Source organism: Flavobacterium sp. CG_23.5, from assembly GCF_017875765.1.
Classification (GTDB): Bacteria; Bacteroidota; Bacteroidia; order Flavobacteriales; family Flavobacteriaceae; genus Flavobacterium.
On record NZ_JAGGNA010000001.1, the window covers coordinates 2027012 to 2050675 of the forward strand.

A 23664-nucleotide genomic window follows, 5' to 3' on the forward strand; every position below is an offset into this window, starting at 1 on the left:
TAGCTATATTTTAATTTTTTTAAAACAATAAGCCTAAAAACAGAACTTTATTAATCGACAATTAATATTATAAACGCTAAATATTTTTGGCCCAATCACAAAAGGTAAATTGGTAAAAACAAGAAAACTATTTCGTGAATTACGAAACAGCTTTCTTGTTTTTAGGGTTTTGATTGTCTATTAATAAAACCTTCAAAATTCACTACTAAAAAAAATTCATCGCGATTACTTTTTAATCATAATTGCCAAAGTACGATAAAAAATTTAATATCCATTTATACCAGATTTTCAACAGCATCTTCAATCCTATTTTTTTTCAAATCTTTAGACCATTTCCCATTTTTATTAGCAGGAATCCAGTTTAGATCTTTTTGATAAAGCTGTATTACATTTTCATCCAAAGTATCCATAACCATTAAATAAATCCATTCGTTATCTAGCAAGTTTTTGAGGTGTTCGTTTCTTAAAAGTATCTCGCTTACCCTAGATAAAGGTGCTTGAATGAAAACCGATAATCGTAAGGGTTGGTGGTACATTTCTAAATCTGATTCCATAACCGATTGAAGAGGAAGTCCCATTTTTAAGTCCCCTCCATTACCTTTTACCACACCAAATTTACCGGTAACATTATGAGTTATTTTAGAACCACCACCAAAAACCTCATTATCAACAGTTGAAAAATAATAGTGGTTGTTTATCCATTGGGTAACCACCATAGGACCTTGCATGATACCTTCTAATGCTTTTCCATTTGTATCGGTTTCCCAGTTATAGGAATGTAAAAAGCAACGTCCGTCCAGATTATTGTTTTTTGTTAATTCTCGTGGGCCAATAATAAATCCTGCATTTTTAGCCAAACCCCATTCAGGTCTGGTTTCTCCCCAGTTACTCGCTTTTTTCTGAGCAAAAGCAACACTGTTATTAGCAATACCCAGCCTTTCTTGAGTTGCGGTTTGTTGGGTTTTTATCAAATTTAATTTCAACTTCTGCAGTTGATTTTTGTGAGAATCTGGCACCTCTGCGTCGAAAAGCAAAATGGCATCTGTCGTCGTATTGTGTTCTCCTCCAATGAAAATAGTGCTCGCAGGAATATCAATATTATGATTCTCTCTCAAGGCCTGTTTCACTACTGGGATATTCGCTATTTTTGCAAGCATTCTCGCATTATGCCTGCCCGGGCTTGCAGCACAAGCGCCACAATCTAAACTGGAGCCAAAAGGGTTGTTGGCAGAATGGCTTCCATGACCTATAAAAAGAACTAGTGGGGCAAATTTTTTCCATCCCATTAAATCAAAGGCCCCTTTTACAATCGCTACCTTCTCTGCTAAAGAAATATCTAAATCTGTCGATTCGAACGTGCAAGTATTCTTAATCTGTGGTTCACAAATAGATTCATAATCCATTGTGTTCTTTTGATTAAACCTGTATAAATAAGCTGGCGTAAGTGTTCTTGCAATTAAAGACATTCCATAAAAGAAGCCCGAACCTTCAACATACCCAAAGGCAGAAGGAAGCATGTTTTTCATTCTTTTTAGAAAATATTCCTTAAAGTTTAAAACGTCATTTTTGCGCTTATATGCTCGTACTTCTTTAGATTGATTCCTTTGTGGAATTTCTGAAACATGGTAAGCAGAATTTAAAATCGGGGGACAAGATTTACGTGTTAAACCATCTTTTAAATCTTCATAATCCATTGCGATTCCAAAAAAACCTGCATATCCAAAAGTTTCATATTGCCCTTTATTCTCTACATGTCTTCGTATCAACTCTGATCGTGTATCAATACAAAAAACCATTTGAGCATCTGGAATCTCCGCTTCTTTTTCGGATGTTTGTTTAACTATTTGTTGGTTGTCCAACAGTTTTACAAGCTCATTTTGCCAGCTTTTTTCCCATGCTTTTAAAAAGATGTATTGCAGCTTTGATACAGATGAAGAGGTTGCAGTATCATTGTTTTCTGGAAAAATTTCAGCTCCTATTTTTTTTGCCACCCAAAGTCTAACAGCTAGATAGTCCTGTAATGTTATTGGATATAGTTGTTGCCATTGGGAATCAAAGGTGTTTCGATGATTTATATATCCCGTCCAGCCCGGCAATGCGGCTAAATGAAAGGTCAGTATTTTAGTGAAATCGGCTGTTGCATATCCATTAAGCACATCCGTTAGCGCTTCGACGCTCGTTTTTGGTATCTCTGCAATAGTCATTTTGGGCATCTCACTATCATATACCGCAAGTTTGCGCCAAGCACCGTAAAACCCTTCGTTTTTATTGGGCATGTTCCATTCTGCCAAACCTTCGTCCATAAATGCGGCGAGCCATTTTGCCATGATTCGATCTAGGTCATGATGGCTATTTTTGGCATCGATTGTTTTTTGAGATGCCATTTTTTGTAAATAATGGTCTGGTGATTCTGACAGTTGATTTTCTTCAAGCAATTCTAAAAGCACATTTTTATCAATTTCACCTTTTTCCCACGCTTGACGGAATAGCGCGCTTTCTGGAAACACATTTGCGTTAAGAGCTTTTTGCGCCTGTTTTACTGCTTTTTCAAAAGGCATTTTCTCCTGACCTGATAATGGATTCGACGCGACAAAAGAATACAGTGGCCAAGTCTTTCCTATAACCTGAGCTGCTTCTTCAATACTATTTTGAATGCTTAGATTTATCATATTGATTTCGATTTATACATTAAAACAGTTTTTTTGTACGGTTGAGATATGTTTAACAATTTCACATACAGCCAAGGGTACTTGCGGTAAATACCTAACTTCATTATAAAAAAGCCCGCAAGAAATAGAATACCAAACGCTATTTGAATCACAGATAGTGGCAAAGGCACAACCGCCATAGGCATATCGCTCATTACTAACGTCACGCCTTTATATATTAAGGCATAGGTTACCATGCCACATACAAACAAAAGTGGTGGTAAAAATGACTTTTGCAAAATGCTTAGGCTTTGTTCTTTTACAATATTGTAAGTAGCCTGACCAACAGTAATTGCAACAATAAGTATTAGAAAAATACCGCTGTTTAATTTAGTGCCTTTTCCCGTCAAGAAGGCAAACATAAAAGCGCCCACAATACCATAGAAGAGCACAATTATAGCCTGTGATGGTTTGATTTTAATAGTCATCAAATTTTGTGGTTTTGAAAGTCCAATCTCTTCTCCTGCTGATAAAAATAAGTAGGCTTTATAAAACCCATGAAGGATTAAGTGAACAACAGCCGCATTAAAAAATCCCAAACCACACTGCATAATCATAAAACCCATTTGGGCAATGGTTGAACATGCTAATTTTTGCTTCACATTTACCTGCAGAAGTTTGGCAAATTGGGCTGCGACTGCTGTTAAACCTCCAATAATAAAGAGGATGATCAACGTATTCGAGGCAAATAACACGGTTGAGAATAGTGTCAATAAAATCCCGGAACCGTTCACAAACCCTGCGTGCATCAAAGCTGAGGCAGGTGTCGGCGCTGTCATTGCCGAAAGCAACCAACGATGGAAAGGGTAAATTGCCGATTGAATTAGAGCGGCAATAATAATGCACAAACCCGAGATAATCGTGATGTGTTGAGGCACCTCGCTTATCTTGGAAATAATTTCGCTTAAAGCCAAAGAATCTACTTGACAAGCCAATAATAGCACTCCAAAACTTAAGAAAAAACTTCCCGCCACAAAATATTTAAGAGCAAATTTCGAAGCCTCTCTTGCTTCTCCCCATGTAGCATCTACACCTATTAATTTAGACATAAAAACACCCATCAATAACCACATAATTAGTAAAAGCAATACATGATTAGACATTACAAAAACCATGATAGAAAAGGTAAACCCTAAACATAGCATTGAAAATTTGGCGTGATATCTGAACCCTTCCAAATAGCTTTTCCCATAGCTACCAATTAGTGCGCTAAAAAACGTTACAAGCGTCCAAATAAGAACAGTAAAACCATTAATTTTTAAAACACTGCCATAATTCCATACTGGAATATTAGGGAAGTTGTATATTAAGTAAGATAGATTAATTATAAAAAGCAGCCATAATGCGTAATTGATAATCTTGGCAAAAGACAGAAGTTGATGATTTTTTAATATCATTTTTTTGGATTTTATTATTGATTATCTACAATTGTGATTTCAAGAGTTCCATTTATTTTTAATTTGGTTTTCCCGTTTATAGCATTGGAGATAAACTCTTTCGCAGCTTGTTTTTCATTTTCAAGTTGGGTGATACGATCATTTAGTTCATCTGAATTGCTTTCGTGGTTCTCTTCCCATTTTTGAATTTTTTGTCTTTGATGAAAATTAATTTTTTGATCAATCAAAGACATAATTATATTCGAAGCTTCAAAAGGAGTAAACTCCCCCTTTACCAATTGAATTTTTTGCATAATTTTATCAGTTTTAGTTAATTCGTTTGTTGCCATTGTTGCTGTTTTAGTGATTAGACTTTTAATTTCGGTACAAATATTATATATTATATTCATAAATTTTTATTTATATTTGTTATGCTATCCATAAAAAATATTTATGAACTTTACTTTACATCAACTGCAAATTTTTTTGAAAATAACTCAAATACAAAGTATTACAAAAGCTTCGGAAGAACTCCATCTTACTCAACCAGCAGTTTCAATACAACTTAAAAATTTCCAGGATCAATTCCCTATTCCTCTCACCGAAGTAGTAGGAAGAAAACTTTATATAACTGAATTTGGAAAAGAAATAGCACAAGTCGCTGAGAAAATCTTAAATGAAGTATCTACAATTAATTACAAAACCTCAGCTTATCAAGGAGAACTCTCAGGGCGACTAAATATATCAATAGTGTCTACTGGTAAATATGTAATGCCCTATTTTTTATCAGATTTTATAAAGCAAAATCCTGCAGTAGACCTTATTATTGACGTAACAAATAAATCGGGAGTTTTAGAAAACTTAGAAGTGAATCAAGTAGATTTTGCTTTGGTTTCTGTTTTGCCAAAAAAATTAAAAATTAAAAAAATAGAACTTATGCAAAACAGGCTATTCCTCTTAGGCAGCAGCCAGTTAACTCTAAAGAAGCAAAACGATAAAAAAAACTTATTAGAAAACATTTCTCTAATCTATCGTGAACAAGGGTCGGCAACCCGAAATGCTATGGAAAAATTCATTTCAACCAATGGATTTTCAGTACAAAAAAAAATTGAACTCTCTTCTAATGAAGCTGTAAAACAAGCCGTTATTTCTGGATTGGGATGTTCTATTATGCCTTTAATTGGTGTGAAAAATGAACTAAAAAACAACGATTTGCAGATTATACCAGTACAAGGACTTCCTATTATTACGACATGGAATTTGATATGGCTCCAATCTAAAAAATTATCACCTGTTGCATCTGCCTATCTTGATTTTATAAACTCTAAAAAGGAAGAAATCATCAATGAAAAATTTTCTTGGATTGACTTTTATTAATTTTTTAAAACACAGTTGGATATAATTATACAAATCAACTTTATTGCCAACCCGAAAATTTTTAAGCAGATACAACTTTAAACTATCTCTAGCAACAAGTTATAATTTATTTTGACATATAAAATTTAAAAAATCTTTGTTTTTTTGAATCAAAAAAACAAAGATTTTATGATTTGGTTGCCGTACTTTTTTATCAAATAAAATCAGGAAAGCGAACACCAAACCATCCTTTATGACTTATATTTAAAAGAGTAATGCGATGGCTTTTTATAAAATAATTTCTTCAACTTATTACGATAATTAGACAAAAATGATTAATTACTCCCCTTAAAATTAAATAAAATTGTTAAATTACCACGTAAAATTGATAATTTAATAAATTATATGAAAATCGTCTTTACCACCAAAAGCGGGATTTAAAAAAATAAATTCAAACTAAAACAACCAATATTCCATCATAAATTAACAAACGACAGAAGTAAAGTATCGTAAAAACAGTTTGGGTATCGTATATAATGAAATACTGAAATTGAAGACTTTATTTCTTTTTTTAAATTTGCACTCATTGCTGCACCTATAGTTGATAATTAGGATTGCAAAAAGAAGAAATACAATTAAAAATAGTTAAAAATGAGTACTACATTATTCGACAAAGTATGGGATTCGCACGTGGTGCGTAAAATTGAAGATGGACCCGATGTGTTTTTTATTGACCGTCATTTCATCCATGAAGTTACTAGTCCTGTTGCTTTTTTAGGCTTAAAATCAAGAAATATCAAGGTTTTGTATCCAGAACGCACTTTTGCGACTGCCGATCACAATACTCCAACTATAAATCAACATTTACCTGTTCAAGATGCTTTATCAGCAAATCAGCTAAAGGCATTGGAAGATAATGCAGCAGAATACGGCATTTCTCACTGGGGATTAGGAGATCCTAAAAACGGAATTGTACACGTTGTAGGTCCTGAAAACGGAATCACTTTACCCGGCGCTACCATTGTTTGTGGGGATTCACACACTTCTACTCATGGTGCTTTTGGTGCTATTGCTTTTGGTATTGGAACTTCAGAGGTAGAAATGGTCATGGCCACACAATGTATCATGCAACCGAAACCAAAGAAAATGCGTATCAACGTAAATGGAGAGTTGAGTAAAGGTGTTGGTCCAAAAGACGTTGCACTTTATATTATTTCGCAATTAACAACTTCTGGAGGTACCGGATATTTTGCAGAATATGCCGGAGACGTTTTCGAAAATATGTCAATGGAAGGTCGTATGACCGTTTGTAATTTAAGTATCGAAATGGGTGCTCGCGGTGGTATGATTGCGCCTGATCAAAAAACATTCGATTTTTTGGAAGGAAGATTATACGCTCCAAAAGGCGAAGCTTGGGATACCGCAGTGACCTATTGGAAAACATTAAAAACGGATGACGACGCGATTTTCGATGCAGAATTAAATATCGATGCAGCTGATATTGAACCAATGATTACGTACGGCACCAATCCAGGAATGGGAATTGGCATCTCAAAAAACATTCCGAATGCCAGCCAAGTCGAAGGTGGCGAGGAAACTTATAAAAAATCTTTAGCCTACATGGGCTTTGAAGAAAACGACGTCATGATTGGGAAACCGATTGATTTTGTTTTCTTGGGAAGTTGCACCAATGGTAGAATTGAAGATTTTAGAGCTTTTACAGAAATTGTAAAAGGCAGAAAAAAAGCAGACAATGTTACGGCTTGGTTGGTTCCGGGTTCTCATGTAGTGGAAGCACAGATTAAAGAAGAAGGACTTTTGGACATTCTAACCGAAGCTGGTTTTGTATTGCGTCAGCCAGGTTGTTCCGCTTGTTTAGCGATGAACGATGACAAAGTACCTGCTGGAAAATATGCGGTAAGTACGTCAAACAGAAACTTTGAAGGGCGTCAAGGTCCTGGTTCCAGAACATTATTGGCAAGTCCAATTATGGCGGCAGCGGCGGCGGTTACCGGAGTGTTGACAGATCCACGAGAGCTACTAGCCCCCTAACCCCCAAAGGGGGAATTCTCAAGATAGTAAACTGAATTTGTAAAAAAAGACACATTATAAAAAACAACATACGTCTCTAACAACTCCCCCTTTGGGGGTTGGGGGGCTAATCACAAATCAAATGGCATACGATAAATTTAATATCCTTACCAGTAGTGGAGTACCGCTACCTATAGAAAACGTAGATACAGATCAAATCATCCCAGCTCGTTTCTTAAAAGCAACAGAACGTGTTGGTTTTGGCGATAACCTTTTCCGCGACTGGAGATACAACGCAGACGAAACTCCAAAAGCAGATTTCGTTTTGAATGACGCAACTTATAGCGGGAAAATATTAGTGGGCGGGAAAAACTTTGGTTCGGGTTCTTCAAGAGAGCACGCAGCTTGGGCAGTTTACGATTACGGTTTTCGTGCTGTAGTTTCCAGTTTTTTCGCAGACATCTTTAAAGGAAATTGCTTAAACATTGGCGTTTTGCCAGTTCAAGTAAGCCCAAAATTTGCTGATAAAATTTTCAAAGCGATTGAAGCTGATCCAAAAACAGAATTAGAAATCAACCTTCCGGAGCAAACTATCACTCTTTTGACCACAGGAGAAAAAGAAACATTTGACATTTCCGGTTACAAAAAAGACAATATGATCAATGGTTTTGACGACATTGATTATTTACAAAACATCAAAGAAGAAATTGTAACGTTTGCTGACAAGCAACTTATTTAATTTATTCCCTATAGTTTAAGGTTTGAAATTTAAGTCTGGTGTTTTATTGTGCCGAGCTTTAAACCTTAATATTTATCCATTTTATATGACATTTGAAGCAAGTACCATAGAGGATATTGATTCCATTTTTCATTTTTATGATATGGCGGTCGAATATCAAAAAACCAAATTCAACAAACATTGGCAGGGTTTTGAAAGAAATTTGGTGAAAAAAGAAATCGCAGAAGAACGGCAATGGAAAATAATTATTGACAATGAAATCGCGTGTGTTTTTGCAATCACATTTGATGACGAAAGCATTTGGAAAGAAAAAAATAATGACAAAGCAGTTTACTTTCACAGGATTGTGACCCATACAAAATTTCGAGGACAAAATTTTGTAAAAAAAATTACGGAATGGGCAAAACCATTTGCCCAAGAAAAAGGACTCGATTATTTGAGACTGGATACTTGGGGAGATAATGAAGAATTAATTGAGTATTATCAAAAATGTGGGTTTGACTTTTTAGGAATTATAACCCCAGATTATAACGGATTACCCAAACATTACGACGGAATAACTTTGAGTTTGTTTGAAATAAAATGCCCCACAACCCCCAAAGGGGAAGTTAGTGAGGAAAATATAGTAGCCTAAGCAAAACAATGGAAAAAAGAAAGATTGAAATAATGGATACGACACTTCGTGATGGTGAACAAACCTCAGGAGTATCCTTTTCTGCTGCAGAAAAACTGACCATTGCACAATTATTGTTGGAAGAATTAAATGTTGATAGAATCGAAATTGCTTCGGCACGTGTCAGCGAAGGCGAATTTCAAGGCGTAAAAGGTATCATGACTTGGGCTGAGGAAAAAGGATATAGTAACCGAATTGAAGTTTTAACTTTTGTTGACGGAGGACTTTCGATAGAATGGATGAAAAATACTGGCGCGAAAGTTCAGAATTTATTAACCAAAGGATCTTTGAATCATTTGACCCATCAGTTAAAAAAAATACCCGAACAACATTTTACTGAAATTGCACAAGCCATTTCTTTGGCTAAAGAAAATAATATAGAGACGAATGTCTATTTAGAAGACTGGAGCAATGGAATGCGCAACTCACCTGAATATGTATTTCAGTTCTTAGATTTTTTAGTGACTCAACCCGTTAAAAGAATATTATTACCGGATACTTTAGGCGTTCTTATTCCAACAGAAACATTTGAATTTATTTCGAAAATTACTGCAAAATATCCAAATATCCATTTTGATTTTCATGCACACAATGATTATGATTTAAGCATTGCTAATGTTATGGAAGCGGTAAAAGCGGGTATCAAAGGACTTCACGTAACCGTAAACGGAATGGGAGAACGCGCTGGAAACGCACCGCTTGAAAGTACTGTGGCAGTAATCAATGACTTTTTACCGGAAATAGAAATCAGTGTAAAAGAATCTTCCTTATATTCTGTGAGTAAGTTGGTAGAAACTTTCACAGGATATAGAATTCCCGCCAACAAACCTATCGTGGGTGACAATGTATTTACGCAAACAGCTGGAATTCACGCAGATGGAGATAACAAAAATAATTTATATTTTAATGATTTGCTTCCGGAACGTTTTGGAAGAAAACGAAAATATGCGCTTGGTAAAACATCCGGCAAGGCCAATATTGAGAAAAATCTTCAGGAATTAGGATTGAAATTAAATCAAGAAGATCTAAAATTAGTTACCCAAAGGATTATCGAATTAGGGGACAAAAAAGAAACCGTTACCAAGGAAGATTTACCTTATATCATATCTGATGTTTTGGACAGTCAGACCTATGAAGAAAAAATCGTAGTAGAATCATATATTTTATCCCATGCTAAAGGAATGCGCCCATCCACCACCCTTTCCTTAAAAATTGACGGAGAAGTAATTGAAGAACACGCGCAAGGTGACGGACAATTTGACGCTTTTATGAATGCATTGGCAAAAATATATAAAAGTAAAAATTTAGAACTGCCTAAATTGATCGATTATGCAGTTCGAATTCCTCCGGGAAGTAGTTCTGATGCTTTATGCGAAACGATAATAACATGGACTAATAAAGGTAAAGAATTTAAAACAAGAGGATTAGATTCGGACCAAACGGTAGCCGCAATTATTGCTACTCAAAAAATGTTAAATGTAATCCCCTCTCCTCCCGATGCGTCAGAAATCTTAGAAATTCAAGGAGACAAGATCCAATCGCAGATTAAAATTTAGAATAAAATTAAAGAAATACAATCAAATAATAAAAATAATCCATCAACACCCAGTCTTCCCCTCCATCGGAGGTTCCCGACCTTTGGGAGGGGTGAGGAATAAACATAATTAGTATGAAATTTAATATCGCCCTTTTAGCCGGAGACGGAATTGGACCTGAAGTAATTAATGAAGCCGTAAAAGTTTCGGATGCCATTGCAAAAAAATTTAACCATGAAATCATTTGGATGCCTGCATTAACAGGCGCTTGTGCGATTGATGCTGTTGGAGTTCCTTACCCTGACGAAACGCACGAAATCTGCCTAAAAGCAGATGCTGTTTTATTTGGCGCTGTTGGACATCCAAAATATGACAATGATCCAAAAGCAACAGTAAGACCCGAACAAGGATTATTGTTAATGCGAAAAAAATTAGGTTTGTTTGCCAATGTTCGACCAACATTTACCTTTCCATCTTTGATTGACAATTCTCCATTAAAAAGAGAACGAATTGAAGGAACGGATTTAGTTTTCTTGAGAGAACTTACCGGTGGAATTTATTTTGGTGAAAAAGGAAGGAAAGATGATGGCGAAACTGCTTATGACACTTGTACTTACACCAGAGTCGAAGTGCAACGATTGGCAAAAAAAGGTTTTGAATTGGCTATGACACGAACTAAAAAACTGTGTTGCGTGGACAAAGCCAATGTATTGGAAACATCCCGTTTATGGAGAGAAACCGTTCAAGCGATGGAGAAAGATTACCCGGAAGTTACAGTAAGTTACGAATTTGTTGATGCTGTAGCGATGCGTTTGGTTCAGTGGCCTAATTCCTATGACGTATTAATTACAGAAAACTTATTCGGTGATATTTTAACCGATGAAGCTTCAGTGATTTCAGGATCTATGGGATTAATGCCTTCCGCATCTGTTGGAGAACACACTTCATTATTTGAACCAATTCACGGTTCGTATCCACAAGCTACGGGATTGAATATTGCCAATCCATTGGCGACAGTATTATCGGCAGCAATGATGTTTGAAGATGCTTTTGGTTTAAAAGAAGAAGCGGCAGCAATTAGAATAGTTGTAAATAAATCCTTAGAACAAGGAATTGTAACAGAAGATTTAGCTATAAAAGAAGCAAAAGCATATAAAACCAGCGAAGTTGGTGACTGGTTAGTGGCTAATTTGTAAAATATTAGATGTTTTAGAAGAGATGCACTGCAGTGCATCTCTTCTAAACAAAAAAGGTGTCAATTTACATTGACACCTTTTTTTATAGTTGTAGAGAAAAATATTAATATCCACCTCTGTTTCCACCACCACGGTTTTCTCCACCACGGCTGTTTCCACCACCATAACCACCGCGTGAATCTCCACCACGACTGTTATTGTTAAAACTTCTTCTTTCGCCTTCTGGTTTTGGCTCAGATTTGTTTACTACGATTGCACGTCCTTGAACAGTAGCACCATTCAATTCGTCAATAGCTTTTTGAGCTTCCTCATCATTTGGCATCTCAACAAAACCAAATCCTTTACTTCTTCCAGTAAATTTATCAGTAATAATCTTAACTGAATCAACTGCTCCGTAAGCCTCGAAAGACTCTCTTAAATCTGCTTCCTCAATACTGAATGGAAGACTTCCAACAAAAATATTCATATGTACTTATTTAAATAATAGAACAAATGTACAGCTATTTATTTCTAAAACACTATCTATTAGCTTATTTATGTTTTTATTTTGAAATATTACGCAAAAAAATATCGCTAACACATCTTACATAAGTGTTTTAAGATTAATTTTTACCTTAATTTACTGAACAAGTTTACTTACCGGAACTTTATAAAAAACGCCTTGTTGAAAATTTATTGTTGCACTCGCAATTGCGTTATTGTCAGTATTTACTGCGTTAAATTTAAATTTTCCAGTCACAGTATTGTTTACAGCATCATATTCTTCTATCACAATTTGACCATCGCCAACACCAAAACCCGTAGAAAAAGTAATTAATCCGCTTGGATCATTTAAAATGTAAGTGACTTTTTTTGATTCACTGGTTCCTAAAAAATATGTTTGAGGTTTTGTAGAAGTGGTTTTTAAGGATAGGGTTTCATTCCCGGTATAAGCTTGTATAAGCAAAGACCCATCAGGAGCTAAAGTCGCCCTAGATTCTATCGCTCTCCAAAATACATTGTCTTTCATCCCTTGCAAAGAAGGATTATTGAAACGAACATCTTCTTGGCATGATAGAAATGCAAAGAGAACAATAATAATTAAAAAAAGCTTTTTCATAATAGTGGCTATTGATCTACACAAAAGTAAATTATTTTAGTTAGAAAATTTAAAACAAAAATAAAAAACACAGTCATTTTTCCCGTAACTTATTATGAGTCATTAAAATACTAATCCGATTAGTATTTACCAATAAAAAATGTATCTTTGCACCCTTAATTAATAGAGGTCGAGTACCTCAAAATTTAATCACAAGATTATGTCAGTAAAAATTAGATTACAAAGACACGGTAAAAAAGGAAAACCTTTTTACTGGGTTGTAGCAGCGGATGCTCGCTCAAAAAGAGATGGTAAATACTTAGAGAAAATCGGTACTTACAATCCAAACACAAACCCAGCAACTATCGATTTAAACATTGATAGCGCAGTTAAATGGTTGCACAATGGTGCTCAACCAACTGATACTGCTAGAGCAATTCTTTCTTACAAAGGAGCTTTATTGAAACATCACCTTGATGGTGGTATCCGTAAAGGTGCTTTAACTCAAGAACAAGCTGATGCAAAATTAGCAACTTGGTTAGAAGAAAAAACAGGAACAGTTGATGCTAAAAAAGAAGGTTTGACAAAAGCACAAGCGGATGTTAAAGCGAAAGCTTTCAAAGCAGAACAAGATGTAAACGCAAAACGTTTAGCTGCAGCTGCACAAGCTGAAGCAGATGCTATTGCTGCTGCTACTCCTGCTGTAGAAGAAGAAGTTGAAGCTTCGGCTGAAGAAACTCCTGCTGCAGAAGAAAATAACGAAACAACTGAAGCATAATTTTAGAAGGCGAAGATGCGTAAAGAAGATTGTTTCTATTTAGGTAAAATCGCTAAAAAATTTAGTTTCAAAGGGGAAGTTCTTGCCTATTTAGATACGGACGAACCTGAGTTATACGAAAACTTGGAATCAGTGTTTGTTGAATGCAACAAACACTTGGTTCCTTTTTTTATTGAGAGCAGTTCACTGCACAAAAACGATTTCCTTAGAATTCGTTTTGAAGACATGAATACCGAAGAAGATGCAGATGCCATAATAGGCAATGACATTTACCTTCCATTAAAAATGTTACCAAAACTTACCGGTAACAAATTCTACTTCCACGAAGTTATAGGATTTGAAGTTGAAGACAAACGTCTTGGCGTTGTTGGAAAAATAGAATCTATAAATGATTCAACCGCACAGCCCCTTTTTGAAGTGCTAAATGGCGAAGTTGAAATTCTAATCCCAATGATTGATCATTTTCTTGTAAAAATTGATCGTGAAAACAAAAAAGTGGTCATGGATTTACCAGAAGGCTTAATCGAAATGTACTTATAAACAGTATTCAGTGTTCAGTCGCAGTGTTCAGTTTCTAAAAAACCTGAAATGCTTCGCCCGTTCGCTATCGCTCGGGTCAAAAATCGTTAATCTACAATCTTAAATCGCTTTGTTTACCTTCAAAAAGTTTATCGTTCATCAAGACAAATCCGCCATGAAAATTGGAACTGACGGTGTGTTACTTGGCGCATGGACACCAATAGAAAATAATCCATTTAGCATTTTGGATATCGGTGCTGGAACTGGTGTAATCGCTTTGATGTTGGCACAACGAACTCATGCCGAACAAATTGATGCTTTAGAAATTGATGAAGATGCCTACGAACAAGCAGTAGATAATTTTGAAAACTCGCCTTGGAGCGACCGATTATTCTGTTTTCATGCCGGTTTAGATGAATTTGTGGAAGAACCAGAAGACGAATATGACTTAATCGTTTCCAATCCTCCTTTTTATACCGATGATTTTAAATCCGCAACGGAACAACGCGATTTAGCTCGTTTTGCTGACTCAATGCCTTTTGTAGATTTGATTGAAGCCGCTGCATTATTACTTTCAGAAAACGGGATTTTTTCCATAATCATTCCATTCAAAGAGGAAGAAAATTTCTTGGCTTTAGCCGCAGCATATGAATTATACCCTTTTAAAATAACTCGTGTAAAAGGAACTCCAACAACAGAAATCAAAAGAAGCTTATTGGCTTTTAGCCGAAATGAAAACATTGATTTCCCAATTGATGAACTAATCATCGAAACGGCAAGACACATTTATACCGCCGAATATATTGAATTGACGAAAGAATTCTATTTGAAAATGTAAATTCAAAAAGATTTTATTTCGATTAACATCGTCAATTTCTATTTTTAAATCATCTAATTATTTATATTTTTTGCTTTCTCTGCAAAGGACAATTCTTGTGTGGAAAATAAACATTAAATTTATTCGAAGAAACATTTCGACAAAGCCATCATTTTTGAATTATTTAAAAATATAACATTTTATAATGGTTTTGTTATATTTCTTTATGTAAATTTGTTCCTTTAAAATTAGCGATCATGAAACCAGACTTATTCCAAGCTCCAGATTATTATAACCTAGACGATTTATTGACAGAAGAACATAAATTAGTTCGCGACTCCGCCCGTGCATGGGTGAAACGCGAAGTGTCTCCTATTATAGAAGAATACGCTCAAAGAGCTGAATTTCCTAAGCAAATCATAAAAGGTTTGGGTGAAATTGGCGGTTTTGGTCCTTACATTCCAGAAGAATATGGAGGAGCTGGATTAGACCAAATTTCTTATGGTTTAATTATGCAAGAAATTGAACGCGGCGATTCAGGAGTGAGATCTACTTCTTCGGTACAATCGTCTTTAGTAATGTATCCTATTTGGAAATACGGAAACGAAGAACAACGTATGAAATACTTACCAAAACTGGCTACCGGCGAGTTTATGGGATGTTTCGGATTGACTGAACCGAATTACGGCTCTGATCCAGGAAGTATGATTACCAACTTTAAAGATATGGGAGACCATTATTTATTGAATGGTGCCAAAATGTGGATTTCAAACGCTCCTTTTGCAGATATCGCTATTGTTTGGGCAAAAAGTGAAGAAGGTAGAATTCACGGCTTAATAGTAGAACGTGGAATGGAGGGATTTACAACTCCAGAAACGCATAACAAATGGTCGCTACGCGCATCATCAACTGGAGAATTAATATTTGATAACGTTAAAGTACCAAAAGAAAATTTATTGCCAAACAAATCAGGACTTGGTGCTCCACTAGGCTGTTTAGATTCAGCTCGTTATGGAATTGCCTGGGGTGCTATTGGTGCGGCAATGGATTGCTACGATACCGCTTTGCGTTATGCCAAAGAGAGAATTCAATTTGACAAGCCAATTGCTGGAACGCAATTACAGCAAAAGAAATTAGCCGAAATGATTACCGAAATTACCAAAGCACAACTATTAACTTGGCGTTTAGGAGTTTTAAGAAACGAAGGACGAGCTACAACAGCCCAAATATCGATGGCTAAAAGAAATAATGTAGACATGGCCATTCACATTGCTCGTGAAGCCAGACAAATTTTAGGTGGAATGGGAATTACTGGAGAATACTCTATTATGCGTCACATGATGAACCTAGAATCTGTGATTACTTATGAAGGAACACACGATATTCACTTGTTGATTACTGGAATGGACATTACTGGTATTCCGGCATTTAAATAATAGAAAACGACTATTAGAGTGTTTATAAAATTGATAGCAAAAGCTTCTTGGAAACAAGAAGCTTTTTTATATTTACAGTAAAAAATACCATTATGAATATTGAAGCTATTAACAAAACGATTCAGTCTCAAAAAGAATCTTTGTTACAACATTCCTTATACAAAAAAGTACAAACAATTGACGACTTACACACTTTTTTGGAAAATCACGTTTATGCAGTTTGGGATTTCATGTCCTTATTAAAAGCGCTACAATCTAAGCTAACTTGCACTACAACTCCATGGTTTGCTACCGAAAATCCAGAAACAAGATATTTGATTAACGAAATTGTTTTGGCGGAAGAAACTGATTTGACAATTGATGGCCGTCACCAAAGTCACTACGAAATGTATATTGAAGCGATGCACGCTTGCGGCGCAAATACGCAAGGAATCGAACAATTTTTATCAGAAGTTCATTCTCTTCAAAATATATTTGTAGCCATAAAAAAAAGTAATTTACATCCTAATATTAAAGCCTTCTTAGACTTTACTTTCCGAGTTATTGACGAAGGAAAAACGCATGAAATCGCAGCCGCATTTACTTTTGGAAGAGAAGATCTGATTCCGAGCATGTTTACCGCCATCTTAAAAAACTTTCAAGAAAACTTCCCGGAAACTGATTTAAGTAAACTAATTTATTATTTCGAAAGACATATCGAATTGGACGCTGACGAGCACGGACCAATGGCGATGAAAATGATAACCGAGCTTTGTGGAACCAACCCTCAAAAATGGTCAGAAGTGTCGGCAATCTCCGTTTTAGCTTTAGAAAAAAGAATTGGACTTTGGGATGCCATCGAAGAAACAATTATGAAAGTGGAAATGGTTTAAAAAAAACCATTTTCTTCAAAATAACGTAACTATTATCTAGAAATGAATCATTCTTAATTTCAAAATAATGAAAAAACAATTTCAAATAATAGTTACGTTCTTTTTACTCTTTTTTATTATTGGTTGCAGCAGTGAAAATCCAGTTCCAAAAACAAATTCTGCGCCAATACTCACAAATCCCACGACTCCGTCTAATCCTGTACCGGTAACAGTCCCGCAAACACAAAATCTAACCTTTAGCTATTTAGCACTTGGTGACAGTTACACTATTGGACAAAGCGTATGTGAAACGTGTAGATTTCCGGAACAACTCAAGAAAAGTCTGCGCAATTTAAATCCAAATAATACTTATCCTTTACAGATTATTGCACAAACGGGCTGGACAACTACCAACTTAATTTCGGCAATTAATTTACAAAATCCAAGTTCAGATTATGACTTGGTCACCTTATTAATTGGCGTAAACAATCAATATCAAAACAAACCTTTTTCGTTATATGAAAAAGAGTTTCCTGAATTAGTAGCTAAAGCTATTGCTTTCGCAAAAGGAGACAAGACCAATGTCATTGTCGTTTCTATTCCAGATTATGCCTATACACCCTTTGGCCAAGCGTCAGGAAATCAAACGAGGATTTCCACGGAAATTGATGCTTATAATGCATTCGCAAAAAAGTATTGCAACGACAACTCCATTGAATTTATAAATATTACTGATATCACCAGACAAGGTTTAGCAAATACAAATCTTGTAGCTCAAGACGGGTTACATCCTTCGGAATTAGCCTATTCATTATTTGTAGAACGTATTTTGCCAAAAGCGGCTTCAGCCATACAAAAATAAAAACAAGCTATATTTTAAAGAAGTCACGCTATAAAACAAATATCATAGGTGTTTTTATATATCTTTATTTTTTTTTAAAATAAATAAATGTCTTCCCAAGAACGATTAACAAGAGCCTATAAAGAAGCCCAAAGAATTCCTTTTGATGATCAATCAAAATTTATCCTTTTTAGTGACTGCCACAGAAGCGACAATAGTTTTGCTGATGACTTTGCAAACAATCGAAATGTCTATTTTCACGCTATGAACCAATATTTTAATGATGGTTTTACTTATTGTGAATTGGGTGATGGGGACGAATTATGGGAAAATATATTCTTTAAAACCATTTTTGAAGCCCATAAAAATGTCTATTTACTTTTGAAGAAATTTCATGACTCCAAAAGGTACTACAAAATTTGGGGCAATCATGATATGGTTTTTCGAGATAAAGATCACGCAGAAAAAACACTTACGACTTATATAAATACCCAAAATGACCGAATCGAACCATTATTTACCGGTATAAAATGTCACGAAGCCATCGTTTTAGTCCATCAGGAAACCAAGCAAGAGCTATTTTTAACGCATGGCCACCAAGCCGATTTCATGAATTATATCGGTTGGAAAATTAACCGATTCATGGTTGCTGTATTATGGAAACCATTACAAATTTGGGGTATCTCTGACCCAACAAGTCCAGCAAAAAATTATATAGAACGTATAAAAATCGAACTGCGCATAAAAAAATGGATTGAAAACAACAATAGAAAAATCACCATTGTAGGACATACCCACCGTCCCAGTTTTTCGTACCCAAGTCAAAACTCAACTCCTTATTTTAATGACGGTAGCTGCGTACACCCGAGAAGTATTACAGGTATTGAGATTGCAAACGGAACCCTAACATTAATAAAATGGTACATTGACACAAGGGATAATGGTATTTTACAAATTGTGAGAGAAGTGCTAGAAGGTCCAACCAATCTTAAAGATTACAAATAAAAAGGCGAGAATTTCTTCTCGCCTTTTTTAGTTTTCTGGAGCCAACTCCAGTTCTAATCCTTCTAAACTTTCGGTGATTGGGATTTGACAGCCCAAACGACTATTTGATTTCACGTAAAATGCTTCTGATAACATAGCTTCTTCGTCATCACCCATTTCCGGTAATGCTACATCATTAAGCACATAACATTGACAAGAAGCACACATTGCCATACCACCGCAAGTTCCTTCGACAGGAAGCTCGTAGGCCTTGCATAATTCCATGATGTTCATCGCCATATCTGTGGGAGCTTGCAATTCATGAACAACTCCTTCTCGATCTTTAATCTTTATTAATACATCCATAAATCAGTTATGAGTTATAAGTTATGAGTTGTGGGTTTTCATCAGGGATAAAAGCTAGTCCAATCATTTTACGGGACAAGGATATCCCAAAATTTCGGGACGAACCTTTTAAGAAAAAAGCAACTACTCATTATTTTTTGATTAGCCTTTTTTCTTAAAAAGAGCACGCCAAAATCCTCTATAGGATATTTACAACAGTTTCTATTTGCGGTGCAAACTTTTTGATGGTGGTTTCCACTCCCGCTCTCAATGTCATTTGGTTGACACTGCAACTGGTACACGCTCCTTCGAGACGCACTTTTACATGTTTACCGTCTTCGATGGAAATCAATGTAATGTCACCGCCATCAGAATTCAAAAAAGGTCTAATTTCTTCGAGTGCTTTTTGAACTTCTACTGTTAATTCTTCTGTTGTCATTTTCTTTATTTAAAGATTGAAAGATTAAAAAATTGAAAGATTAGAGATCATTTCAAAGATTTTAATTTCTATTTTTTATTTACTGCGGAACAACCCGCCATCGTTGTAATTTTAACGGCTTCGGTTGCAGGTAAATTTTCATTTCTGCTTATTACTTCTTGAACAACATTTCTTGTGATTTCCTCAAAAACGGTCTCAATTACTGAACCTGTTTGCATTGCTGCCGGACGACCGTAATCGCCAGCTTCGCGAATAGATTGTACAATTGGCACTTCCCCAAGGAATGGAACGGCTAAATCTTCAGCAAGGTTTCTTGCTCCTTCTTTTCCAAAAATGTAATATTTGTTATTTGGCAATTCTTCTGGTGTAAAATACGCCATGTTTTCTATAATTCCCAAAACAGGAACATTTATCGCATCAGACAAAAACATAGAAACCCCTTTTTTCGCATCAGCTAATGCTACTACTTGCGGAGTACTCACCACTACAACACCGGTTATAGGCAAAGCTTGTACGATTGAGAGATGAATATCTCCTGTTCCTGGAGGTAAATCGATTAACATAAAATCCAATTCTCCCCAATCAGCATCAAAAATCATTTGGTTCAAAGCTTTAGAAGCCATTGGACCTCTCCAGATTACGGCTTGACTTGGTGCCGTGAAAAATCCTATAGACAGAATCTTCACTTCGTAGCTTTCAACTGGTTTCATTTTGGATTTTCCATCAACCGTTACTGAGATCGGTTTTTCGGTTTCTACGTCAAACATGATTGGCATAGATGGCCCGTAAATATCGGCATCTAAAACTCCAACTGAAAATCCCATTTTAGCAAGCGTTACCGCTAAATTTGCTGTAACAGTAGATTTCCCTACTCCTCCTTTACCAGAAGCTACTGCAATGATATTTTTGATTCCAGGTATTGCTTTCCCTTTTATTTGATTAGCTGTATCCCCAGCATTCTTTTCTGCTACCTCAACTTTGCTGTTTATTTTAACCTTGGCATCTGGCGAAACTAAATCGTGGATTGTTTTTTTGATATCGTCTTCCGCACGCTTTTTAATGTGCATTGCAGGTGTATGTAACACCAAATCTACTACTACCTCATCGCCAAAAGTGATTACATTTGCTATCGCTCCACTCTCCACCATATTTTTTCCTTCTCCAGCTATAGTAATTGTTTCTAAAGCTTTAAGAATATCTTTTCTGTCTAATTTCATTTTTGTGTACTGTTTTTCTATTTACGATTTACCGTAGAAAATATTATGTTTATTTAAACTGATTTCAGATTGCAAAGATAACGGATTAAGTTCTTAATATAAAGGAATTGGATTGGATTTATTGATTGAGAGATTGGTGGGGTTTATTGATTCTTTCCCATTTTTAAAAAGACTTTGGTATGGCCTTTAAAAGTAAAATCTTCAATTAATTTTTAAAAAACACAAACCCAAAAATAATAGGTTCAAAAAACCAAGTGTTGCATTTTCCTTGGAGAATTAGAATTGCTAAATATTAGCCCTTCTTTTACAATTTTCGAAATTATTAAAACTTCATTTCCGGTTGCCAAAAATGCTTTTCAAAATCTATAATCTGATTATTAATTACTATGATTCCTTCGTTTTCGAGTAATTGTTGCATAAGATTCGTTCCGTCAAAATGGAGTTTTCCAGTGAGTAAACCGTTTCTATTCACCACACGATGCGCTGGAACATCATCCAAGTTATGTGAAGCATTCATCGCCCAGCCAACCATTCTGGCAGAGCGCGCTGTTCCCAAAGCCTTCGCAATTGCACCATAAGAAGTGACTTTGCCGTAAGGAATTTGTCTGGCGATTACATATACTCTTTCGAAAAAATTATCTTCTGACATGAATTTAATTTTAATAAAAATCGTGGACTCTACTCGATTGTTTTAGGCCAGCGAACCTATCCTAGGTAATGTTTTATAATATTAATTAAAGTCACGACCGCAATTAATCCTGTTATACTACCAATGATGGTGTTCATATTTCTCATAAGATAGTCGGCTTTGATTTGTATTTTTTGAAAAAAGGTGATGTAGCAATAAAATACTAGAAAAGCCCCCAAAATCACTCCATTAACAAAAACAAAAATAAAAGTAGTATCGAATGAAAATAGATTATACGATGATAGCGTGATGCTTACTAAAACATAATATGGAATAGGAAAAAAATTCAGGGCTGAAAGCAACATTCCCAAAAAAAATCGAGAAGTTTTACTGTGCTTTTTTATTTTTCCTTTAATCTTCTTTGGTTTTTTGGCAATCAAAAGAAAATAAACCGTCAAACATGAGAAAACAACACAACCAATTTCACGCAACAACAGCACTAAATCAGGACGGTCATCAATAAATCTGGCAAAAAGTATCGCCAGATACGCTTGTAAAAAAATTATAACAATTGCCCCAAAAACAAACCATAACGCACTCCTCTTTCCTTCTTTCAGATTTACTTTGGCCGCTGTCATATTGAGCAATCCCGGCGGAGTAATCCCTATAAAAGCAGTTATAAAACCGGAAAGCAAAGATATAATTAGATTCATAGGCAATGTGTAATCATTTAAAAAAGACAACCAGTTAAGGTTAAAAAAGTAAATCTATTCTTTAATTTTGAATCGAATATACGTAATTGCTTTGTTTACTTCCAAATATTGTTTTTCGTAAAAAGTCTGAAAAGCAGTTACTTCCTCAGGACTTCCTTCATTTACATAGACATTATGATTGGCATATAAAACTTCGTGTCCCTCACCATGCAGCAATCCAAGGGTATAACCATGCATAAATTCGCTATCTGTTTTAAGGTTTACGACACCGTCTTTTTTAAGTACTTTTTTATACAACTGCAAAAACTCGGAATTGGTCATTCTGTGCTTTGTACGTTTGTATTTTATTTGAGGATCTGGAAAAGTAATCCAAATTTCATCCACTTCATTTTCGGCAAAAATATGATTAATTAATTCGATTTGAGTTCGAATAAAAGCCACATTATGAAGTCCCGTTTCAACAGCAGTTTTGGCACCACGCCAAAAACGAGCCCCTTTGATATCAATTCCAACAAAATTTTTATCGGGATATCTTTCGGCAAGACCCACTGAATATTCGCCTTTCCCACAACCTAATTCCAATACCAATGGATTATCGTTTTTGAAAAATTCAGAATTCCACTTCCCTCTCAGCGGAAATAAATCTCCTACTACTTCTTCCCTCGTTGGTTGAAAAACGTTAGTGAATGTTTCGTTTTCCTTGAATCTCTTTAATTTATTTTTACTTCCCACGCTTTTACAAATATTTCGGCAAAATTAAGGAATTATATAAGACCGAAGGCTTTGGTGAAGAAAAATTAATATAGCGCATTTCATTCGAAATTATTTCAAAATAAATCACCCAAGAAATTCGAACTTAAAAGAACACTTTCAGCTAATTGATTAGTTTACTATTTCTTCTGAAGCCTTACAATCAAAGGTTCTTCTATTGGTGTTTTTATTTTCACCACCTCATTTGAATTATCATTTGGAATCGTCATTGACAAAACATACTGTCTTATTTTCCATTCATTACCCATTCTTACCATTACTCCAGAGCCACGACAAATTTTCATTTGGGTATTTAACAACTCGTCAAACCAGGCAGTTTCTCCAGTCTTGTCAAAATAAATATGACGCTCTAATGAGGTGAAATTCCACGCTTTCCCTTTGTCGAAATGCGGTTTTGCATATGCTTGTAAAGCTGTTTTATTCCAGTTCTCTGTCGCATCGGTACCAATAAAAATAGCATCCTCCGCCATCAAACTGAAATAATCGTCGTACTTAGCATCTGCTGCAGCTTTGTGCCAAGCATCTACTGTAACATTGATTTTTTGTTTTGAAATTGTTTGGTTTTCCATCATGCTTTTGCAAGCGGATAAAGTCAAAACGATAAGAACAGCCAATATTTTTTTCATGTGATTT

At 35.3% G+C, this 23664-nt stretch carries 25 protein-coding genes; 13 read left to right on the forward strand and 12 right to left on the reverse strand.

Going from position 1 to position 23664, the window contains the following annotated elements; all coding sequences use genetic code 11:
* Positions 1–275 precede the first annotated feature (275 nt).
* Genes H4V97_RS08690 through H4V97_RS08700 form a run of 3 tightly spaced genes read right to left on the reverse strand, consistent with a single transcriptional unit; the run spans position 276 to position 4494 of the window.
* On the reverse strand, positions 276–2669 hold the full coding sequence (locus H4V97_RS08690) for a DUF2309 domain-containing protein (protein WP_209549482.1): 2394 nt from the start codon (positions 2667–2669) through the stop codon (positions 276–278).
* Positions 2666–4105, reverse strand: a complete 1440-nt coding sequence (locus tag H4V97_RS08695; protein ID WP_209549483.1) for a proton-conducting transporter membrane subunit — start codon at positions 4103–4105, stop codon at positions 2666–2668. The genes H4V97_RS08690 and H4V97_RS08695 overlap by 4 nt, the downstream gene beginning before the upstream one ends.
* 14 nt (positions 4106–4119) lie before the next feature.
* The gene (locus H4V97_RS08700) at positions 4120–4494 is read right to left on the reverse strand and encodes a hypothetical protein (protein WP_209549484.1); all 375 of its coding nucleotides are present in this window, start codon (positions 4492–4494) and stop codon (positions 4120–4122) included.
* A 43-nt stretch (positions 4495–4537) separates the two neighbouring features.
* On the opposite strand from H4V97_RS08700, the gene H4V97_RS08705 reads away from it, so the two are divergent.
* The 6 genes from H4V97_RS08705 (at position 4538) to leuB (ending at position 11614) form a co-directional block, all read left to right on the forward strand.
* Positions 4538–5461, forward strand: coding sequence for a LysR substrate-binding domain-containing protein (locus H4V97_RS08705; RefSeq protein ID WP_209549485.1), 924 nt, complete (start codon positions 4538–4540; stop codon positions 5459–5461).
* Between the two features lie 630 nt (positions 5462–6091).
* On the forward strand, positions 6092–7492 hold the full coding sequence (leuC, locus tag H4V97_RS08710; protein ID WP_209549486.1) for a 3-isopropylmalate dehydratase large subunit: 1401 nt from the start codon (positions 6092–6094) through the stop codon (positions 7490–7492).
* Between the two features lie 121 nt (positions 7493–7613).
* Positions 7614–8210: a 3-isopropylmalate dehydratase small subunit gene (gene leuD / locus H4V97_RS08715; protein WP_209549487.1), complete on the forward strand. Its 597-nt coding sequence runs from the start codon at positions 7614–7616 to the stop codon at positions 8208–8210.
* An 85-nt stretch (positions 8211–8295) separates the two neighbouring features.
* A complete protein-coding gene (locus H4V97_RS08720) occupies positions 8296–8844 on the forward strand; it encodes a GNAT family N-acetyltransferase (protein ID WP_209549488.1) in 549 nt (182 codons plus the stop codon).
* 8 nt (positions 8845–8852) lie between these two features.
* Positions 8853–10439, forward strand: a complete 1587-nt coding sequence (locus H4V97_RS08725; protein WP_245345219.1) for an alpha-isopropylmalate synthase regulatory domain-containing protein — start codon at positions 8853–8855, stop codon at positions 10437–10439.
* A gap of 113 nt (positions 10440–10552) precedes the next feature.
* Positions 10553–11614: a 3-isopropylmalate dehydrogenase gene (leuB, locus tag H4V97_RS08730; RefSeq protein WP_209549489.1), complete on the forward strand. Its 1062-nt coding sequence runs from the start codon at positions 10553–10555 to the stop codon at positions 11612–11614.
* A 103-nt stretch (positions 11615–11717) separates the two neighbouring features.
* Here the strand turns inward: leuB and H4V97_RS08735 are convergent, their stop codons facing one another.
* Together H4V97_RS08735 and H4V97_RS08740 are read right to left on the reverse strand one after the other, a co-directional pair.
* Positions 11718–12080 carry an RNA recognition motif domain-containing protein gene (locus H4V97_RS08735; RefSeq protein ID WP_091255845.1) on the reverse strand — a complete coding sequence of 121 codons (363 nt, stop codon included), beginning with the start codon at positions 12078–12080 and terminating at the stop codon, positions 11718–11720.
* 153 nt (positions 12081–12233) lie between these two features.
* On the reverse strand, positions 12234–12713 hold the full coding sequence (locus H4V97_RS08740) for a DUF6252 family protein (RefSeq protein WP_196848832.1): 480 nt from the start codon (positions 12711–12713) through the stop codon (positions 12234–12236).
* A gap of 199 nt (positions 12714–12912) precedes the next feature.
* Between H4V97_RS08740 and H4V97_RS08745 the strand changes: the two genes are divergently transcribed.
* From H4V97_RS08745 to H4V97_RS08775, 7 genes are all read left to right on the forward strand, one after another.
* Positions 12913–13470: a 30S ribosomal protein S16 gene (locus tag H4V97_RS08745; RefSeq protein ID WP_196848830.1), complete on the forward strand. Its 558-nt coding sequence runs from the start codon at positions 12913–12915 to the stop codon at positions 13468–13470.
* Between the two features lie 15 nt (positions 13471–13485).
* On the forward strand, positions 13486–14010 hold the full coding sequence (rimM, locus tag H4V97_RS08750) for a ribosome maturation factor RimM (protein ID WP_196848828.1): 525 nt from the start codon (positions 13486–13488) through the stop codon (positions 14008–14010).
* A gap of 154 nt (positions 14011–14164) precedes the next feature.
* Positions 14165–14827 carry a tRNA1(Val) (adenine(37)-N6)-methyltransferase gene (locus H4V97_RS08755; protein ID WP_231385376.1) on the forward strand — a complete coding sequence of 221 codons (663 nt, stop codon included), beginning with the start codon at positions 14165–14167 and terminating at the stop codon, positions 14825–14827.
* 236 nt (positions 14828–15063) lie between these two features.
* On the forward strand, positions 15064–16242 hold the full coding sequence (locus H4V97_RS08760) for an acyl-CoA dehydrogenase family protein (RefSeq protein ID WP_196848825.1): 1179 nt from the start codon (positions 15064–15066) through the stop codon (positions 16240–16242).
* Between the two features lie 92 nt (positions 16243–16334).
* A complete protein-coding gene (locus H4V97_RS08765; protein ID WP_209549490.1) occupies positions 16335–17114 on the forward strand; it encodes a DUF3050 domain-containing protein in 780 nt (259 codons plus the stop codon).
* A 67-nt stretch (positions 17115–17181) separates the two neighbouring features.
* Positions 17182–17955 (forward strand): SGNH/GDSL hydrolase family protein, encoded by a 774-nt coding sequence (locus H4V97_RS08770; protein WP_209549491.1) that lies wholly within the window; start codon positions 17182–17184, stop codon positions 17953–17955.
* Between the two features lie 87 nt (positions 17956–18042).
* A complete protein-coding gene (locus tag H4V97_RS08775; RefSeq protein ID WP_196848820.1) occupies positions 18043–18939 on the forward strand; it encodes a metallophosphoesterase in 897 nt (298 codons plus the stop codon).
* Between the two features lie 27 nt (positions 18940–18966).
* Here the strand turns inward: H4V97_RS08775 and H4V97_RS08780 are convergent, their stop codons facing one another.
* The 7 genes from H4V97_RS08780 to H4V97_RS08810 all read right to left on the reverse strand — a co-directional run bounded on the left by H4V97_RS08780 (position 18967) and on the right by H4V97_RS08810 (position 23657).
* Positions 18967–19284: a 2Fe-2S iron-sulfur cluster-binding protein gene (locus H4V97_RS08780; protein ID WP_035668621.1), complete on the reverse strand. Its 318-nt coding sequence runs from the start codon at positions 19282–19284 to the stop codon at positions 18967–18969.
* A 178-nt stretch (positions 19285–19462) separates the two neighbouring features.
* Complete coding sequence (locus H4V97_RS08785; protein ID WP_196848818.1) at positions 19463–19702, reverse strand: NifU family protein; 240 nt, start codon at positions 19700–19702, stop codon at positions 19463–19465.
* Between the two features lie 68 nt (positions 19703–19770).
* Positions 19771–20919: an Mrp/NBP35 family ATP-binding protein gene (locus H4V97_RS08790; protein WP_209549492.1), complete on the reverse strand. Its 1149-nt coding sequence runs from the start codon at positions 20917–20919 to the stop codon at positions 19771–19773.
* Positions 20920–21241: 322 nt separating this feature from the next.
* On the reverse strand, positions 21242–21568 hold the full coding sequence (locus H4V97_RS08795; RefSeq protein ID WP_196848815.1) for an MGMT family protein: 327 nt from the start codon (positions 21566–21568) through the stop codon (positions 21242–21244).
* Between the two features lie 56 nt (positions 21569–21624).
* On the reverse strand, positions 21625–22260 hold the full coding sequence (locus H4V97_RS08800) for a LysE family transporter (protein WP_209549493.1): 636 nt from the start codon (positions 22258–22260) through the stop codon (positions 21625–21627).
* A gap of 54 nt (positions 22261–22314) precedes the next feature.
* Positions 22315–22992: a tRNA (guanosine(46)-N7)-methyltransferase TrmB gene (trmB, locus tag H4V97_RS08805; protein ID WP_196848812.1), complete on the reverse strand. Its 678-nt coding sequence runs from the start codon at positions 22990–22992 to the stop codon at positions 22315–22317.
* A gap of 158 nt (positions 22993–23150) precedes the next feature.
* Entirely contained in the window at positions 23151–23657 is a 507-nt protein-coding gene (locus H4V97_RS08810; RefSeq protein ID WP_209549494.1) for a nuclear transport factor 2 family protein, read from the reverse strand.
* Positions 23658–23664: the final 7 nt, after the last annotated feature.

Bases quoted from the DNA above. Each gene is read 5' to 3' on its own strand.
- H4V97_RS08740 (WP_196848832.1), bottom strand. From the start codon at position 12,713: ATGAAAAAGCTTTTTTTAATTATTATTGTTCTCTTTGCATTTCTATCA.
- leuD (WP_209549487.1), top strand. From the start codon at position 7,614: ATGGCATACGATAAATTTAATATCCTTACCAGTAGTGGAGTACCGCTA.
- H4V97_RS08775 (WP_196848820.1), top strand. From the start codon at position 18,043: ATGTCTTCCCAAGAACGATTAACAAGAGCCTATAAAGAAGCCCAAAGA.
- H4V97_RS08800 (WP_209549493.1), bottom strand. From the start codon at position 22,260: ATGAATCTAATTATATCTTTGCTTTCCGGTTTTATAACTGCTTTTATA.
- H4V97_RS08755 (WP_231385376.1), top strand. From the start codon at position 14,165: ATGAAAATTGGAACTGACGGTGTGTTACTTGGCGCATGGACACCAATA.
- H4V97_RS08790 (WP_209549492.1), bottom strand. From the start codon at position 20,919: ATGAAATTAGACAGAAAAGATATTCTTAAAGCTTTAGAAACAATTACT.
- H4V97_RS08765 (WP_209549490.1), top strand. From the start codon at position 16,335: ATGAATATTGAAGCTATTAACAAAACGATTCAGTCTCAAAAAGAATCT.
- H4V97_RS08760 (WP_196848825.1), top strand. From the start codon at position 15,064: ATGAAACCAGACTTATTCCAAGCTCCAGATTATTATAACCTAGACGAT.
- H4V97_RS08735 (WP_091255845.1), bottom strand. From the start codon at position 12,080: ATGAATATTTTTGTTGGAAGTCTTCCATTCAGTATTGAGGAAGCAGAT.
- H4V97_RS08770 (WP_209549491.1), top strand. From the start codon at position 17,182: ATGAAAAAACAATTTCAAATAATAGTTACGTTCTTTTTACTCTTTTTT.
- H4V97_RS08690 (WP_209549482.1), bottom strand. From the start codon at position 2,669: ATGATAAATCTAAGCATTCAAAATAGTATTGAAGAAGCAGCTCAGGTT.
- leuC (WP_209549486.1), top strand. From the start codon at position 6,092: ATGAGTACTACATTATTCGACAAAGTATGGGATTCGCACGTGGTGCGT.
- H4V97_RS08705 (WP_209549485.1), top strand. From the start codon at position 4,538: ATGAACTTTACTTTACATCAACTGCAAATTTTTTTGAAAATAACTCAA.
- leuB (WP_209549489.1), top strand. From the start codon at position 10,553: ATGAAATTTAATATCGCCCTTTTAGCCGGAGACGGAATTGGACCTGAA.
- H4V97_RS08720 (WP_209549488.1), top strand. From the start codon at position 8,296: ATGACATTTGAAGCAAGTACCATAGAGGATATTGATTCCATTTTTCAT.
- H4V97_RS08780 (WP_035668621.1), bottom strand. From the start codon at position 19,284: ATGGATGTATTAATAAAGATTAAAGATCGAGAAGGAGTTGTTCATGAA.
- H4V97_RS08745 (WP_196848830.1), top strand. From the start codon at position 12,913: ATGTCAGTAAAAATTAGATTACAAAGACACGGTAAAAAAGGAAAACCT.
- rimM (WP_196848828.1), top strand. From the start codon at position 13,486: ATGCGTAAAGAAGATTGTTTCTATTTAGGTAAAATCGCTAAAAAATTT.
- H4V97_RS08700 (WP_209549484.1), bottom strand. From the start codon at position 4,494: ATGAATATAATATATAATATTTGTACCGAAATTAAAAGTCTAATCACT.
- H4V97_RS08810 (WP_209549494.1), bottom strand. From the start codon at position 23,657: ATGAAAAAAATATTGGCTGTTCTTATCGTTTTGACTTTATCCGCTTGC.
- H4V97_RS08795 (WP_196848815.1), bottom strand. From the start codon at position 21,568: ATGTCAGAAGATAATTTTTTCGAAAGAGTATATGTAATCGCCAGACAA.
- H4V97_RS08785 (WP_196848818.1), bottom strand. From the start codon at position 19,702: ATGACAACAGAAGAATTAACAGTAGAAGTTCAAAAAGCACTCGAAGAA.
- H4V97_RS08725 (WP_245345219.1), top strand. From the start codon at position 8,853: ATGGAAAAAAGAAAGATTGAAATAATGGATACGACACTTCGTGATGGT.
- H4V97_RS08695 (WP_209549483.1), bottom strand. From the start codon at position 4,105: ATGATATTAAAAAATCATCAACTTCTGTCTTTTGCCAAGATTATCAAT.